The sequence below is a fragment of the Variovorax paradoxus B4 genome (genome assembly GCF_000463015.1).
In the GTDB taxonomy this organism is placed as follows: Bacteria; Pseudomonadota; Gammaproteobacteria; order Burkholderiales; family Burkholderiaceae_C; genus Variovorax; species Variovorax paradoxus_E.
The window spans coordinates 906,088-922,595 of sequence record NC_022247.1 but is presented as its reverse complement, the minus strand read 5'-3'; the positions used below and the strand labels follow the sequence as shown (position 1 = coordinate 922,595).

General features: G+C 64.1%; 11 protein-coding genes. 5 read left to right on the top strand and 6 right to left on the bottom strand.

Annotated elements, in window-relative coordinates; translation table 11 throughout:
* Together argB and VAPA_RS04120 are read right to left on the bottom strand one after the other, a co-directional pair.
* Complete coding sequence (gene argB / locus VAPA_RS04125; RefSeq protein WP_021005506.1) at positions 1–894, bottom strand: acetylglutamate kinase; 894 nt, start codon at positions 892–894, stop codon at positions 1–3.
* A gap of 61 nt (positions 895–955) precedes the next feature.
* Positions 956–2,053, bottom strand: coding sequence for a glycosyltransferase family 4 protein (locus tag VAPA_RS04120; protein WP_021005505.1), 1,098 nt, complete (start codon positions 2,051–2,053; stop codon positions 956–958).
* 45 nt (positions 2,054–2,098) lie between these two features.
* Here VAPA_RS04120 and VAPA_RS04115 point away from each other — a divergent pair, with 45 nt between their 5' ends.
* Together VAPA_RS04115 and VAPA_RS04110 are read left to right on the top strand one after the other, a co-directional pair.
* Positions 2,099–2,857: a glycosyltransferase gene (locus VAPA_RS04115; protein ID WP_021005504.1), complete on the top strand. Its 759-nt coding sequence runs from the start codon at positions 2,099–2,101 to the stop codon at positions 2,855–2,857.
* An 86-nt stretch (positions 2,858–2,943) separates the two neighbouring features.
* Positions 2,944–4,977, top strand: a complete 2,034-nt coding sequence (locus VAPA_RS04110) for an acyltransferase family protein (RefSeq protein WP_021005503.1) — start codon at positions 2,944–2,946, stop codon at positions 4,975–4,977.
* A 28-nt stretch (positions 4,978–5,005) separates the two neighbouring features.
* Here VAPA_RS04110 and VAPA_RS04105 read toward each other — a convergent pair whose 3' ends face one another.
* The 3 genes from VAPA_RS04105 to VAPA_RS04095 are packed head-to-tail and all read right to left on the bottom strand — an operon-like array spanning position 5,006 to position 9,005.
* Positions 5,006–6,070: a glycosyltransferase family 2 protein gene (locus VAPA_RS04105; RefSeq protein WP_021005502.1), complete on the bottom strand. Its 1,065-nt coding sequence runs from the start codon at positions 6,068–6,070 to the stop codon at positions 5,006–5,008.
* A gap of 38 nt (positions 6,071–6,108) precedes the next feature.
* Entirely contained in the window at positions 6,109–7,179 is a 1,071-nt protein-coding gene (locus VAPA_RS04100; protein ID WP_230558963.1) for a glycosyltransferase family 2 protein, read from the bottom strand.
* The gene (locus VAPA_RS04095; RefSeq protein ID WP_230558962.1) at positions 7,110–9,005 is read right to left on the bottom strand and encodes a glycosyltransferase family 2 protein; all 1,896 of its coding nucleotides are present in this window, start codon (positions 9,003–9,005) and stop codon (positions 7,110–7,112) included. The genes VAPA_RS04100 and VAPA_RS04095 overlap by 70 nt, the downstream gene beginning before the upstream one ends.
* 160 nt (positions 9,006–9,165) lie before the next feature.
* Between VAPA_RS04095 and VAPA_RS04090 the strand changes: the two genes are divergently transcribed.
* From VAPA_RS04090 to VAPA_RS04080, 3 genes are read left to right on the top strand one after another with little or no spacing between them, the layout of a single operon-like run.
* Positions 9,166–10,584: a mannose-1-phosphate guanylyltransferase/mannose-6-phosphate isomerase gene (locus VAPA_RS04090; RefSeq protein ID WP_021005499.1), complete on the top strand. Its 1,419-nt coding sequence runs from the start codon at positions 9,166–9,168 to the stop codon at positions 10,582–10,584.
* Complete coding sequence (locus VAPA_RS04085; RefSeq protein WP_021005498.1) at positions 10,581–11,387, top strand: ABC transporter permease; 807 nt, start codon at positions 10,581–10,583, stop codon at positions 11,385–11,387. The genes VAPA_RS04090 and VAPA_RS04085 overlap by 4 nt, the downstream gene beginning before the upstream one ends.
* A 7-nt stretch (positions 11,388–11,394) precedes the next feature.
* Positions 11,395–12,144, top strand: a complete 750-nt coding sequence (locus VAPA_RS04080; protein ID WP_021005497.1) for an ABC transporter ATP-binding protein — start codon at positions 11,395–11,397, stop codon at positions 12,142–12,144.
* 57 nt (positions 12,145–12,201) lie between these two features.
* On the opposite strand, the gene VAPA_RS04075 is transcribed toward VAPA_RS04080, so the two are convergent.
* Positions 12,202–16,251: a glycosyltransferase gene (locus tag VAPA_RS04075; protein ID WP_230558961.1), complete on the bottom strand. Its 4,050-nt coding sequence runs from the start codon at positions 16,249–16,251 to the stop codon at positions 12,202–12,204.
* Positions 16,252–16,508 lie beyond the last annotated feature (257 nt).

The window sequence follows — 16,508 nt, the reverse complement described above, 5'->3', positions numbered from 1 at the left end:
TCAGCGCGCGCGAATCATCGTGCCGTAGGCCTGGTCGGTCAGGATCTCGAGCAGCATGGCGTGCGGCACGCGGCCGTCGATGATGTGCACCGCGTTCACGCCGCTCTTGGCCGCATCGAGCGCGCCCTCGATCTTCGGCAGCATGCCGCCCGAGATGGTGCCGTCGGCAAACAGCTCGTCGATCTCGCGCGCGCTCAGGTTGGTGAGCAGCTTGCCGTCCTTGTCGAGCACGCCGGGGGTGTTGGTCAGGAGCATGAGCTTCTCGGCCTTGAGCACGGTGGCGAGCTTGCCGGCGACCACGTCGGCATTGATGTTGTAGCTCTCGTTCTCCTCGCCGAAGCCGATCGGGCTGACCACGGGAATGAAGGCGTCGTCCTGCAGGGCCTTGACCACGCTGGGGTCGATGGAGACGATGTCGCCCACCTGGCCCACGTCGTGGTGCAAGTTGGGGTCGGTACGGTCCGCCATCTTGAGCTTCTGCGCGCGGATCATGCCGCCGTCGCGCCCGGTCAGGCCCACGGCCTTGCCGCCGGCCTGGTTGATCAGGCCCACGATGTCCTGCTGCACCTCGCCGGCCAGCACCCATTCGACCACCTCCATGGTCTCGGCGTCAGTCACGCGCATGCCCTGGATGAAGCTGCCCTTCTTGCCCAGGCGGTTGAGCGCCGCCTCGATCTGCGGGCCGCCGCCATGCACCACCACCGGGTTCATGCCGACCAGCTTCAGCAGCACCACGTCTTCCGCGAAGTCGGCCTGCAGGGCCGGATCGGTCATGGCATTGCCGCCGTACTTGATGACGATGGTCTTGCCGTGGAACTTGCGGATGTACGGCAGCGCCTGGGCCAGGATCTCGGCCTTGTCGCGCGGGGGGATGTTGAGGACGGGGTCGGTCATGGGCGGGCAGGCTCCAAAACGGTGAGGACGATGGAAAGAAGGAATTCTTGCAAGGAAGCCGTCACGGGCGCAGCCAGCGCGGCACCTTGAATCGCACGATCATCAGGTAGGCGCCCACGTAGGTCGTGACGAACAGCAGGCAGAACAGCATCAGCACGATGGTGTTGTTCCAGAACAGCACCGCCGGCACCACCGACAGCGCGGCGAACATCCAGAGGTACGGCGAGGTCCGGTTGTTGCGGGCGAGCAATTGGCGCGCCTCGTCATCCGCGAACGCCACGCGCACGATGCGCCGAAAGATCAGTTGGTGGAAGTGCAACGCGTCGGCGGTGCCGGGCGACTGCCCCCGAGCGAGCTTGCGGTAGATGGAGAACAGCGTCTCCCAGACCGGGTAGATCAGCAGCAGCATCGGGAACCACGGCGAGACGACGCGGTGCCGCTGGACCAGCGTCACGCACGCCAGGGCAATCACCATGCCCCACACGTAAGCGCCGCCGTCGCCGGCAAAGATCTTGCCGCGCGGATAGTTCCAGATGAGAAAACCGATGGTGGCGCCGACCAGGCAGACCATCATGGCCGCGAGCTGGCGGTCGCCCACCTGCAGCGCCACGTGCGAAATGGCAAGGCAGACCAGCACCGCCACCGTGCCGGCCAGCCCGTTGTAGCCGTCGATGATGTTGAAGGCATGCGGCAGCCCGCCGATGGCCAGGGCCGCGAACAGCACGGCGCCATACGGCACCATGGCCAGCCAGCCGTCGACCGCCTCGATGCCGGTGCGCGACAGGCTCAGGCCCAGCACCCAGCACGCCAGCAGGGCGGAGCCGATGGTCAGCGCCAGCCGGTAGCGCACCTTGACGTTCTGCGTCACGTCTTCGACGATGCCGCCGATGACCGCCGGCGCAATGCACAGCAGCGTGAGCATCGACGTCTTGAGCGGCCAGGACACATTGAACGGGTCGGTGCCGGTGATGCCGGAGGCCAGCCAGGCCACGCCCATGCCGAGCAGGATGCCCGCCCCCCCGAGCCGCGGCACGTGGCCCTTGTGGAAGCGCTGGGGCATGTCCGCGCCATAGAGCCGGGCGTGCCTGCGCGCGCGGCGCATGAACACCTGGACCCCGAAGGCGGAGACGAAGAAACTGATGACGATCAGAGCAATCATGTGTGGGTGTTGGGGAACCCTAGAATTCCCGAGCGAAATTAGACCATGCCAGCGCCCCCTCCCCCTTCTACCCCTCCGATCACCATTTCGATCGTCAGCCACGGCCAGCTCGCGCTGGTGCGCCCGCTGCTCGAGCAACTGGACCGTTTCTGCCGGAATTCGACCGCCAGGGTCGTGCTCACGCTGAACATCCCCGAACCCGACGTGCTGGCGGGCCTGGAATGGGGTTTTGCGGTCGAGCGGATCGAAAACCCGAGCCCCAAGGGCTTTGGCGCCAACCACAACCAGGCTTTCGAACGCTGCGATACGCCCTGGTTCCTGGTGCTCAACCCCGACATCCGCCTCGACGGCGACGTGCTGGCGCCGCTGATGGCCCAGGCCGCGCCCGACGCCGGTCTGCTGACGCCGCGCATCCTCGAACCGGGCCGCAGCACCCCCGAGCAGCACCGCGCCATCATCACGCCGCTCGAGATCCTCACGCGCCGCAAGCCGGGGTACGTGCGCCCGGCGGTGCCGGACTGGATTCCGGGCTTGTTCATGCTGTTTCGCAGCCAGGCCTACCGCCAGATCGGGGGCTTCGACGAGCGCTTCTTCATGTACGGCGAAGACTTCGACATCTGCGCCCGGACCCGGCTGGCGGGCTGGAAGCTGCAGGTGGGGGAAGACCTGCTCGCGCGCCACGAGGCCCAGCGCGCCAGCCGCAGCAGCAGGAAGCATCTCTACTGGCACGTGACCAGCCTGCTCAAGGTGTGGACCTCGGGCGCGTTCTGGCGCTACCTGCGGGCCCGCTCCCGCCGGGCCTGAAAAAGGCGCTTTTGCGTTTGCGAAGACAATCCGGGGCCGGGAAGCCAGCAGAGACCGCAGGCGCCTTCCCCTCCCCAACGACGACGATGACGACAACGAGCAGCCCGACAGCCCCGCAGGAACACGCCCACCTGCTCCACCCCAAGTACCGACCCGACATCGACGGCCTGCGCGCCGTCGCCGTGCTCTCCGTGCTCGGCTACCACGCGTTCCCGCAGTGGATCAAGGGCGGCTTCATCGGGGTCGACATCTTCTTCGTCATCTCGGGCTTCCTGATCACCACGATCATCCTGGGCAGCTTCGAGGGCGACGGATTCAGCTACCGGGAGTTCTACGCGCGGCGGGTGAAGCGCATCTTTCCGGCGCTGGTGCTCGTGCTGGCGGCGACCTTTGCCTTCGGCTGGTATGCGCTGCTGCCGCACGAGTGGGAGCAGCTCGGCAAGCACGTGGCGGCGGGCGCCGGCTTCGTCTCGAACTTCGCCTTCTGGAGCGAAGCCGGCTACTTCGACAACGCGGCCGAGACCAAGCCGCTGCTGCACCTGTGGTCGCTGGCCATCGAAGAACAGTTCTACATCTTCTGGCCCGTGCTGCTGGGCCTGGCGTGGAAGCGCAAGTGGCGCGTGCTCACGGTGGTGGGCGCGGTGGCGGGCCTGTCGTTCCTGCTCAACGTCACGACCATCCACAGCCACCGGGAGGCCGCGTTCTACTCGCCGCTGTCGCGCTTCTGGGAGCTGATGATCGGCGGCATGCTGGCGTACATGCGGCTGCACCGGCCCCTGCCCAAGCCGGGCTGGGGCCGCCATGCACAGTCGATTGCCGGGCTGGTGCTGATCGGCCTCGGCCTCGCATACATCCGCGGCGGCAAGGCTTTTCCGGGATTCTGGGCCATCCTGCCCACGCTGGGCGCCTTCTATTGCATTGCGGCCGGCCCGACCGGCGTGCTCAACCGCTACGTGCTCGCCTCCAGGCCGATGGTGTGGGTCGGTCTGATCAGCTATCCGCTGTATCTCTGGCACTGGCCGCTGCTGGTCTACGCGCGCATCGTCGAGGGCGACGTGCCGTCCAACGGCCTGCGCGCGCTGATGCTGCTGGCGGCCGTTGTGCTGGCCTGGCTGACCTACCGTTTCGTCGAGCGCGGCACGCGCCGCAGCGAGAACGACACCGTGATCTCGGTGCTGGTGGCGCTGATGGTGGGCTTCGTGGTGCTGGGCACGCTGGCGGCCTCGCGCTACTACGTGGGACGGCACAGCGACCCCTACTTCAACAAGACGGCCGCGGCCGCCAAGGACTGGGGCTACCCGGACGGGCTGAGCCCCATCAAGGTCGATGGCGAGGTGCTCCAGCAGATCGGCCATGGCAAGCGCAGGGTGCTCCTTTTCGGCGACAGCCACATCGAGCAATACGGCCCGCGCGCCGTGGAGTTGAGCAAGATCGCGCCCGACACCCTCGATTCGCTCTCGTTCGCCACCTGGGGCGCCTGTCCGCCCATTCCCAACGTGGTCGACGAAAAGAACAACCTGTGCGGCGAGCGCCGCGACGGCGCCATGCGCCTGGCCATCAGCGACAAGTTCGACGCAGTGGTGTTCGGCGGCTGCTGGAACTGCTACTTCTCGGAAACCGGCAAGCCCAACGCCGCGAACGCCGATGCGGACCGCTACTACTACTTCGACGGCAAGACCAGGCGCCGCTTCATGGGCGGCGGCGGCGCGGACTTTGCGCTCAACATGCTCGAAGCGGTGATGACGAACCTTGCCAGGCACAAGCAGGTGTACCTGGTGCTGGACAACCCGGTGGGGGAAGGGTATGGGCCTGAGGAGTTCATCAAAGGCGGGCGGCTCGGGGACATGAAGGTGGCTCGCATGTCGCCTACTGCGCCTTGGGCATCGGTGCAGAAGGAACTGCACGAACGCATGCGCCAGATCGCCAAGCGCAGCGGTGCGATCGTGATCGATCCGATCCCGACACTCTGCAAGAGCGACCAGTGCACTCGGGCGGACGCGGACGCAACGCCGATCTACAAGGACTCCGGCCACCTGCGGGCCGAATATGTGCGCCAGTTCGCCACCTACATCGATGTGGCGATGACGACGCAAAAGCAGCCCGCGGCGGTCGGGCGCTAGCTGGCTGGCCCTGCGGCGACCCGCCGCGTCAGCTCTTGTAGATGCGGCGCAGGCTGCGGATGCCCGGCAGCCGGGTGAGCGCGCCCACGAAGCGGACCATGCCCGGCGTGCTGTGGCGCAGCAGGAAGAGCGTGATCCAGAGGCGCAGCTTCTTCTTGCGTCCCACATAAGGGTTCGCAAAGACGATGGCACCGTACTCGGCCAGCACCGCGCTCATCTCCCCACGGTACTGGTCGTCCTTCTTGATCGCTTCGATCGCTTCATTCACGAAGAACAGCTGGAAGCGCGGCATCAGATATTCGCGAAGGTAGTAGCGGCCGCGCTGATGCTCGTCGGGGAACATCTGCAACAGCTTCTTGAAATACTTGAAGCGGCTGCGGACCATCCGGATGCCAAACGACGTGCTCGCCGTGTGGATGCACCAGACCGTCACCGCCTTGTCCACGAAATGATTGCTGTAGCCCTTGCGAAAGATGCGCAGGAAGAGGTCGTCATCCTCGTAGCCCATGAACTGCGAGTCGAAACCGCCCACCGCTTCGAAGGCCTTGCGGCTCACGAGCGTGGCCGAGGGCAGCACGAACATGTCGTAGCGCAACAGGTCGAAGATGCTGCGCTTGGGGTGCTGGGCATGGTCCTTGATGACGCCCGTGCGGATCACGTTGCCGTCGCCATCGGCCTCGTACAGGTCGGCGTAGATATAGCCGAAGAGCCGGTCGTCCGGAGGGATCGAGGTGACGAGCGTCTCGATGTGGTTCGGCAGGTAGAAATCGTCCTGGTCGAGGAAGCAGATGTATTCGGAGGTGGAGGCAGCCACCCCGGCGTTGCGCGCCGAGCCCTGGCCGCCGTTCTCCTTGTCCAGGATGCGGAAGGGATAACGGGCCGCGAGTGTGTCGAGCGCCGCGCGCTCTTCGGGCCGGGAGCCGTCGTTGACCACGATCACTTCGTTCGCGGGCACCGATTGCTCGAACACGCTGCGGACCGAGCGCTCGATGAAGTCGGCACCGTTGTAGAACGGGATGATCACCACCACGCTGGGTGACGCGCCTGGGGCGCCGGCGATGGTTGCTGGTGGAGAGGGATTCGTGGTGGTCATTGTTTTTTTGGAGTGACGCGATTCGCTTGGGCGCAAGCCTACACAGATTCGAAGAGGTCGCGGACCACGCCCCGGAAACCACGGCCGAACTTGTCGTAGCGGCCCGTCATGGCTTCGCGGAAGATCGGCAGGCAACGGGCGAGCCGGGATGCCGGCAAGGCTGCGCGGAAGCGCTGGTGCTCGATCTTGCTGCGCACCTTGTCGAGAATCTGCGGTGCGACACGGCCGCCCAATTGCTCCAGCCGAGCCAGAAGCAACTCGGCCTTGAAGGCTCGCTCCACGTGCGTATTGCCCCTGGAGGCAAGCGCCTTGCGAACCTTGCCCGCAAAGGTGTCCCGGCGTGCGCCGATCTGATTCGACTGGTGCTGGCGATAGTCGATGAGCGGCTGCTCCAGCAGCTCCACCCGGCCGATGGCCGATGCGATGATGCCCAGCCACTCGTCATGCACCCATTCGACGGGCAGAGGCAGGGCGTGTTCAAGCAGCGAGCGGCGAAACACCGTGGTCGCACCCGTCACGAGGTTGCGCCGCAGGAACACATCGAAAGCATTGCCGCCGTGGATGCGCTCGATCTCCGAGGGGGTGACTTCAAGCGCATGGAACAGCGTATCGCCGATGTCGCGCCGCTCGGCGTCGACAAGACGCGCATCGGTATGCAAAAGGAAAAGATTCGGATCGCTCTCGAAAAGCGGCACCATCTGCTCGAGGCGCTCGGGGAGCCAGATGTCGTCCTGGTCGCTGAGCGCAATCAGTTCGCTGGTGCAGGCCCCGATGGCCTGTTCGAAGTTCTTGACGACGCGCAGCGCGGGCCTGTTCTCGAAGATGCGCAGGGCCACGGGGTACTCCGGTCGTTCGGCCGCGCACTCGGCCACTGCAGCGCGCACCACGTCCACCGAACCGTCGGTCGATGCATCGTCGGACAGCACGATTTCCACAGGCGGCAAGGTCTGGAGGCAGATGCTGCGCACCTGCTCGCGCAGGAAACGCGCGCCATTGTGGGTGCAGAGGGCGACGGAGATTTTGGGGGAATGGGGGATGCTCATGGCTTGCTCGCCTTGCGAGCGGGTTGTGGATGCGGCGAAACGAGGGGGACCACGCGCGGTGGCCACGCCAGGTCGAAGTCCTCGAAATTCAGCGTCAGGTTCGGGTTGTAGGCCGGGTCGTTCGCAATCAGCGCGCCCCAGCGGGTCTGCATCCATCCGGCCTCGCGCGCCAGGCGATGGCGGGACGCATTGGCCACTTCGAGTCCGCGCGTGGCCGATTCGTGATGCAGCAGTTCCGCGTAAGGCGTCCACACGTTGCGAAAACCCGCCTCGCCCAGCCGAAGGCAAAAGTCGACATCGTTGTAAGCCACGCCCAGACGCTCTTCGTCGAGGCCGCCCACCTGTTCATAGAGCGACTTGCGCACGACCAGGCATGCGGCGGTCACCGCGCTGAAGGACTGCACGAGCTGGGCCCGCCCCCCATGGCCCAGTGCGGTCGAAGGCAGGTGCTTGTGGGCATGCCCCGCGATGCCGCCCACACCGAGAATCACGCCGCCATGCTGGATGGTCATGTCGGGGTAAAGCAGCTTGGCGCCGACCGCGCCTACGCCAGGCTGCAGCGCGAGGGACACCATTTCGTCAAGCCAGCCGGGCGAAATTGCCTCGATATCGTTGTTGACGAGGCCGATGAGCTCTCCGCGCGCTCTTGCCACGGCCGCATTGTTCAGCGCCGAGTAGTTGAACGGGCGTTCGTCGCGGATCACCGTGATGTTCTGCTGCGCGCCCAGCGCTGCAAAGTAGGCCAGGGCTTCGGGATCGTCCGAGTCGTTGTCGACCAGCAGGATTTCGTAGTTCGGATAGGCCGTCTCCATGACGATGCTCTCGATGCACTGGCGCACGAGGTCCAGGGCATTGCGCGTAGGAATGATCAGCGAGACGAAGGGGCGCTGCGGTGGCAGGGCATAGCGGGTGCGAAAGCCGAAAGGCGTGGCTTTGGCGGTAGCGGCAACGCCGATCCGCTCGAAGTGCCGATTCAGGGCCCGCTCACCGGCGCCCCGGTCTTCTGCAGGGGACGTCGAGCCGAAGACACTCGCAAGCACGCGGGGAATGTGTCGAATCGACTCTGCGCTCGCGCGCTCGATGCAGCGCAGCGCCAGATCGAGGCCTGGGGCCTTGTCGAATGGTTGGCGCAAACCGCCGACGTCTTCGAACAGCGAAGCCCGGATACAGGCCAGCGGGGAAAAGAGATTGCGGCCGAGAAAAAGATCGGGATTCCAGTCGGGCTTGAAGAAGGGATCGCTGCGCCTTCCTTCGGCGTCGATCCGGTCTTCGTCGGCGTAGATCATGGAGGCCGCGGGATGCTCGACGATCTCCCTAGCCACGCAGAACAGCGCGTGGGCCGGCAGCGTACAGGCCTTGTCGAGCCACACGACCCAGTCGGCGGGACCGGAGGTGGGGGCTACTTCGACGGCATTGATCGCAAGGCGCTGGATACGGGAATCGGTTGTGCCAAGATTGTCGAGCAGGCTCCGGATTTCCTCGCCTGCTGCGTCCTCCCGCACCAGGCAGAGCCGCCATTCAGCGTAGGTCTGCGCCAAAAGCGAACCGATCACGCCCTTCAGCACCGACGCGCCGGCGGCATCGCCATTCACCAGGATCAAGAAGCGCGGGCGCATCGCCCAACTGCCGGTTTCGAGCCGGACAGCGTCGAACGAAGTTGCGTCCGGGGCGTCGTAGTGTGCAACCCATTCCGAGTAGGGCCCGCCCTGGGCGGGCTCGTTTGCCCGGACGCCGGTGCCCCTCGCGATTCGCCTGAGACAATCGGTCGCCCAGCGCAGCGGTGCCGTCACACGCCAACTGGTGGACCGCGTCAGCGTGCGGATCTGCTCCTGCAAGGCCCCGATCCGGCCCTCCAGCACATCGATCTGGCGTTGCAACTGAGCGTTGCTCAAGCGTCCATCGAGCCCGCGCCGCCGCTGTCGGGGCTGCGCGGCTGGAAGCGTAGGCTTACTGAACATTGCTCGATATCACGAAAATAGATGCTTCCACTGGTTACGGGCCCCTCGGAGCTGGGCCGGTAAAATTATCCCCTTCTTCACACCCACAAGAAAAATGCACGTTCTATCAGTTGTGCTCTCAGGGGGAGCGGGTTCCCGGCTCTGGCCGGCATCGCGGCAAGCATTTCCCAAACCTTTCATGAAGCTCGGCGGTTCGACGCTGCTGCAGCAGGCCATCGAACGCGGCCAAGCCTGTGGAACTGGCGATCTGATGATCGTTACCAACAAGGATCATCTGTTCCTCACCAAGGACGTGTTGGACCAGATGGCCGATCCGCCCGATGCCACCCTGCTGCTCGAGCCCAAGGGCCGTAATACCGGCCCGGCCATTGCGCTCGCGGCGCTGCAATGTATCGAGCAATTCGGCGGCGACACCGTGATGCTCGTGCTGTCTGCCGACCACCTTGTGCCCGATGTCGAGGCCTTCGTCGCGAGTGCCAGCCAGGCCTTCAAGCTCGCCACGCAGGGCGCGCTGGTGGTCTTCGGCATCAGCCCGACGAGTCCCGACACCGGCTTCGGCTATATCGAAGTGGCCCAGGTCTCGCGCTCGAGCCAACCAGCCAAGCGCTTCGTCGAGAAGCCTGATCTGCAGACCGCGCAGGAATATCTGGCAACAGGACGCTACTACTGGAACAGCGGCATGTTCTGCTTTACAGCAGACGCAATTGTGGCCGCCTTCGAGAAGTACGCGCCGGAACTGCTGGTCGCCGCCAGAAAGGCACTGCGGACATCGGAACACGAGGGAAACATGATCCAGTTCGACCTGCATGCCTTCGGACTCCAGCCCGACATCAGCATCGACTATGCAGTGATGGAACCTGCCGACAACGTGCACGTCGTGCCGGCCAAGTTCCATTGGAGCGACGTTGGCTCCTGGCCTGCGGTCGCAAAAGCCCAGCCGCCCGATGCGAGCGGCAACACGATGCCATCGGACGTCGTGGCGATCGACACCACCGACACCCATGTGCAGGTCGACAGCCACATCCCGAAGCTGGTGGCGACGCTGGGTGTTCACAACCTCGTCATCGTCGACACTCCCGACGCGCTTCTCGTTGCCCACAAAGACAGCGCACAGGAAGTCAAAAAGGTCGTCGACACACTGAAGGCGCGAAAGCATGAGGCGGTTCACCTGCCCTCCGTAGTGCACCGCCCATGGGGCACCTATGCAACCCTGAAAGAAGAGGACGATTACAAAGTCAAGCGGATCACGGTCAAACCCGGAGAATCGCTGTCTTTGCAATATCACCACCAGCGATCCGAACATTGGGTCGTGGTGCAAGGGCGAGGCATCGTCCAGATCGGCGACGCCGAACATGTCACGAAACCGGGCGAGTATCGCTACATCCCATTGAAGGAGAAACATCGTTTGACCAACATCGGCGAAGAACTATTGGTGCTCATCGAAGTCCAGTGCGGTGTGTATCTTGGAGAGGACGACATCGTCCGACTCGCAGACACCTACGGACGCACATGACCCAAGAAATTCACTCCAACCTCCACCGCAGCGCCTTGTCCGACTGGTGGGAAGGCACCCGCCGGACCGACATATGGTGGACCCTGGCCTGGTTCGACATCGTGCTGCGCTATCGGCGCTCGATGCTGGGGCCGCTCTGGCTCACGCTGAGCATGGGCGCGATGATCGGCGGCATGGGCCCGCTCTACAGCTCGCTCTTCGGCACGGAACTGTCCAAGTTCTTTCCGCACCTCGCACTCGGGATCATCTTCTGGGGCTTCTTCTCCAGCGTGGTATCCGAGGCGTGCAACGCGTTTGTGGGCTCGTCCAATTACCTGAAGCAGGGCTACTTCCCAATCAGCCTGTTCGTCTGGCGCAGCATCGCGCGCAACCTGATTCAGTTCGCGCACCAGATCGTGCTGTATATCCCGGTGGCGCTCTGGGCCGGCATTTCACTGTCGTGGTCGGCACTGCTCGTACTGCCGGCCCTCGCGATCCTGGTCATCAACGCGCATGCTCTCGGCCTGCTGCTCGGCCTGATCTGCACGCGCTACCGGGACGTGACCCAGATCGTGACCAGCGTGATGCAGATGTTGATGTTCCTGACGCCCGTTTTCTGGCTTCCCGAGAGCCTTCCGGGGCGTGCTCAGTACATCCTGTGGAATCCCTTTGCACAGATGCTCGACCTGCTGCGCACTCCGCTGATGGGCGGCGTGGCGGAAATGCATAGCTGGCTGGGCATCCTGGCCTGGACGGTCGTGAGCGTTGTCGCCTCCACGCTGCTCTTCATCAAATACCGCCGGCGCGTCGTTTACTGGCTCTGATAGATATATGGCATCCATCTCACTCAAGAACGTCGCAGTCAATTTTCCCATCTACGGTGCGGGTGCGGCCTCGCTGAAGAAAACGCTTGCAGCATCCGTCACAGGGGGGCGCTTCGGCAAGGAGACCGGCGTTACCGTCGTCCAGGCGCTGAGCGACATCAACCTCGAACTTCGCAGCGGTGATCGATTGGGACTCATCGGCCACAACGGTGCCGGCAAGTCGACCTTGCTGCGCACCCTGGCTGGTGTATACGAACCCTCGGCAGGTGAGTTCCGGCGTGAAGGAAGCGTGTCGAGCCTTATCGATCCATCACTGGGCATCGAGATGGACGCGACGGGTGTAGAGAACATCATGCTGCGCGGCCTGGTAATGGGCATGAGCAAGAAAGAGATCGACCAGCGTACGCCCGATATCTGCGAATTCAGCGGGCTCGGCCAGTATGTGGACATGCCTGTGCGCACCTACTCCACAGGGATGATGATGCGCCTGGCTTTCTCGATCTCAACCAGCGTCGAGGCGGACATCCTGCTCATGGACGAGTGGCTGTCGGTGGGCGACGCGGAATTCACCGAGAAGGCCGAGAAGCGGATGCGCGATGTGGTGTCCAAGTCGGGCGTTCTGGTGCTCGCCTCGCATTCGCCCGACTTGATCGCGAAAGAATGCAACAAGGTCGTGAAACTCAACCATGGCCGTCTCGAGGCGGTGGATATGGAAGAGTACATGGCCGAACTGGCCGAGCGCCGATTGGCTGTCTGATCGATTGATCAGATCAGCCTTTGCGCGCCGCGGGCATCAACCCGGGCGCCCTTTGGCTCAGCCCTTCGAAACGGTCCGAAGCGATGCCCGGATCTCGGCCAGCCGGGCAGCGGCCCTGTGGCCCGCCGTTTCCAGGGACAGGTCGATCGCCGCGCGGGCCTTGCCGCGCGCACCGATCTGCTTCGCCCATTCGCGGTCTTCGTAGAGGCGCCGCATGAATTGGGCCGCATGCTCTGTCGACGGTTCCGCCCACTCGAGCTTCTCGTCGTAAGGCGGGATCGGACGACCGAGCTTCACCAACTTGTAGGGCACCAACAGGCTGTCTTCCTCGCCCATGAAGTCGACGTTGCCGGAGTAGTTGGTGGCGATGACCGGTTTTCCCATCAGCATGGCCTCGGCCATCGTGAGGCCCAATCCTTCGCTGCGATGCAGGGACACATAAGCGTCGCACGCGTCCATCAGCGACAGCACTTCGTCGGGGCTGTAGACCTGATCGATCACCACGATGTTGTGGCCTTCTGCGGCGGCGCGCAGCTCCTGCAGCTGCGCCGGATGACGGTCCCCGAACGACGTCTTCAGCACCAGTGTCGCATCGTCCTGCGCAGAGAACGCCGTCTTGAATGCCTGGATAAGGCCAAGCGGATTCTTGCGTTCCATCACACTCATCATGTGGAATGTGAACAGAAATGTGAAGCTGTCGTCCTTCAGGCCAAAGTACTTGCGTTCTCGTTGCTGATAGGTGCCGAGCGCGACGCCAGGGAATATCGTCCGCACAGGAATCGAGAGCCGCTCTCGCAGGCCCTTGGCCACGAATTCGGTGGCCGTCCAGACTTCGTCGACCTTGGCAGCCGCGTCGAGCCATGAGTCGGGAATCGAGTCGAATTCCCAGTACCAGTAAGCAATCCGATAGGTGCGCGGCATGTGTTCGCTCACATCGCTGCGCCTGTAGGCCTCGTTGAAAAACGGTTCGGGCTGTGTGTGGACGATGGTTGTTTCGAAGTCTTCGAAATCGCGGAACTGCGCATGGACCGGGTCGTCTTTCCTGTCCGTGCGAAGGTCGCGCAGTGCAGTCTGCACGCCCACATTGCGCAAGCCCTTCACCAGCGCCTCCACGGAAACCCGCAGGCCAGACGGATACGAGAAGTGACCGATGACGTTGACGCCGAGCGTCGTCATCTCGGCCGCCACGGCCTCCTTGTCGAGACCCGCGCACCAGGCCCGCGCCGTCTCGGGCTGCATGGCTTCGGGCAACTGGAGCCATTCGATCAACGCCTTGGCGGCCTCGATCCGGTCGAGCGCTTCGGGATGTGCGCGCCGCCATTGCTCGCGCGCGCGATAGGCCGATCGAAGCTGCCGGGCGGGCGGGATGTCGACCGGCCAGCGCGCCGGGTCGGCCCACAGTTCCGCCACGCGGTAATTTGCGCAGAACCAGGAGGCAAACGCGCGGCGGCCGAAAACCGTCAGCCCGTCGGGGTAGAGCTTTTGCCAGTCAGGCGTGAATTCGTAGGCCTTGACCAGTTCGGCCTCGGGTGTTTCCGCGGCCGTCCAGAACAGCCACCAGACTTCCTCGAGCCTCAGGCCCGCATTGCGCCGACCGTGCTGCATGAACCAGTAGAACAGTTCGCGCCTGCCAATGGGCAGCAAGCCATAAGGCAGCGCGGCCCTGACTTCCGAGTGAAAGAGAAACACCTGTCGCGCACGAGCCGCGAGATCTTCCGACCACAGCATGCGGATCGAGGCGAGCGCGTCCTGGCTGAGTCCGAAACGGTCCGCACCTTCAGTTTCGAGCCAGCGGCAGAACGCGCCATCGGGGCCTTCGGACAGCGCAGCGGGAAAACGCAGGCGAACATCGGCGCGCGTACGCAAGAGATCCAGGCACCACCTGGCCGCAGACCAGACGTCGCGCACGCCGTGCGCAGGCTGGGGCACCCAGATCACGCTCTCGCGCGGCAGCATGGCAACGGCCAGGCATGCACCGTCATTCGACAGATCGAGGGTCTGTGGCTGCGGCCTTGGCGAACCGAACTCGCGAAGGCTGGCCTTGAGCTTCTCGCGGACGGCGGGCGCCGCGCCGACTCGAAGGACCGGAATCGCGTGGTTCGCATCCAGCTCGGGATGAAGATAAGGGTCGTCGTCGATACCCAGCGCACGAATGTCGTCAGCCACCCGGCACATGTCGACCCCGGGGTTGCTGTTGCCTCGCGTCGCGCCTTCGTGATGCACGAGACGGGCCTGCGGTACGTAGGCAGTCCGGTAGCCGGCGCGCCAGATATTCAGGCAGAGTGCGACGTCGCTCATTGCGATCAGGTACGACTCGTCGAAGCCGCCGACGCGTTCGAAGGCATCGCGCCGCACCATCTGGCATGCGCCCATGATTGCGAGCCAGTTGCGCGCGTGGTCCGGCGAACCGAACACACCCCAGCCGCGCCCCTCGGCGCTGCGATACATCAGGCCACACAGGTGAATGCCAACGCCCACGCCGCCATGCTGCAGTTCGCCCGAGGGAAACACCAGCTTGGCACCAACCACTCCGACGCCCGGGCGCATCGCGACGCGCACCATTTCGTGCAGCCAGTCGGGAGAGGTGACCTCGATGTCGTTGTTCAGGAACAGCAGGATCTCGCCTTGCGAGAACGCAGCCCCGTAGTTGCACGCCGCGGAATAGTTGAAGGTCTTGTTGAAATGAACGACGCGAACGCTTGGCTCCGATGCGAGCTCGGCGTAATACGCCAGCGTTTCCGGCTCGGTAGAGCCGGTGTCCACAATGATGATTTCCTTGTTCGCGTATGCGGTGCCCCGCAGCAACCCGCCGACAGACATGCGCAGCAGGTGGTCCTTGTTCTTGGACGGAATCACGATCGAGACGAGCGGGGGCTGGTCGATCGCCCAGGTCGCGTGCTGGGTGCCATCGGGTTGCGTCTGAACGGAGGCGTCAATGCTCTTTTGCGCCCAGAACTTGCGCAATGCCGCGCGCTGCGCCGCAGCCTCCGCCGAATCGGCGGCTGGCCTGTCTCGGTGGCCATCGGCCGCACGGTGGCACAGCACCTTGGGAATGCGGGTGATGGTTTGCGCGATGTCGCTCGCGCGCAGATTCAGATCCCATTCGAAGCCTGCGCCCGCTTCGGGGTCGATGCCGCCCGCGGCCTCGACGAGTTGCCGACGCAGCAGCGTCAAGCGTCCGAAGTAGTTGAAGGCATAGAGCAGTTCCGGCGACCAACTCGGCTTGAAGTAGGGCCGAATTCGGCCGCCCTCGACTGACAGCTCGTCCTCATCGCAATAAAGAATATCGCTGGCCGGCGCCTCGGCCAGCGCATTTGCGATTTCGATTGCAGCGCCCGGCGCAATGACATCGCCGGCGTCCAGCACCGCGATGAAATCGCCGTCGGCATGCGAAAGGCAGGCGGCCAGCGCTTCGGCGCGGCTCTGGCCATGAGCGGGTACCGGGGTGAAGCGCGGCTCTTCATCCTGCAACGCACGAAGGGACTCATCAAGCGCGTCGGCATGATCACTCGTGTTGGCGACGAGGAGTTGCCACTGGGGCAAGTCTTGCGTACGGATCGACTTCACCGTCTCGCTCAGCGTCTCAAGCTGCGCACCACTTGCACAAAGCAGGAAACTCAGCCGCGGACTCGCAGCCCCCTCCACAAGCGCGGTCGAGCGACGCTCGTTCTCGGCGATCCATTGGCGATAGGCGTTCTGGCTGTCACAGCCCGCATCAATGCCGGCGGCGGGCACGACGCGAGAGGCATTCGCGTCAACCGTTCGGCGACGCTCCTCGAGAAACTGCAGCCGCTGCTGCATGCGCCAGGGCGTCGCGACCCACCACGTTGCCTTCGCTGCGCGACGCAGATACCCGCGCCAGGACGAAGGAATCGCCGCCGACACCCTCCGCAACGGAGCTGTCAGGCGCCAGGATGCCGATCGGAGCAGCTCGTTCTGCTGCTGCAGCGCGAGCGCCACGCGCTGATTTGCCGATTCGATCTGGGCCTCAAAGGAGTCGTCGCTGCTTAGTACGAGTCGCTCCTGCAACTCCAACCGTAGTTTAAGTGCGGCGATCTGCCGCTCCGCTTCGGCGAGTTTTTCTGCGTCCCGTGGTGTGTCACTCATACTTGCTTTGTATATCTGGAGCATTTGGCGGGCCTGCCCCGTTCGATGCCAGTCCTTGCTCCCTGCGTCGGGCACGCCCCTTGGTGCATATGTCCGGCGCTCTTCACATTTATTATCCCCATTGACTGTTGGCTTTCAGCCACGCGAATCTTGATCGATGTTGCAGGTGGGGGCCTTGCGCGTGCCTCGCCCTACTACAACGAGTCGAAAACCCTGCCGTTGATCGCTGTAACCCCTGAATACCCAGCCATAGGCAA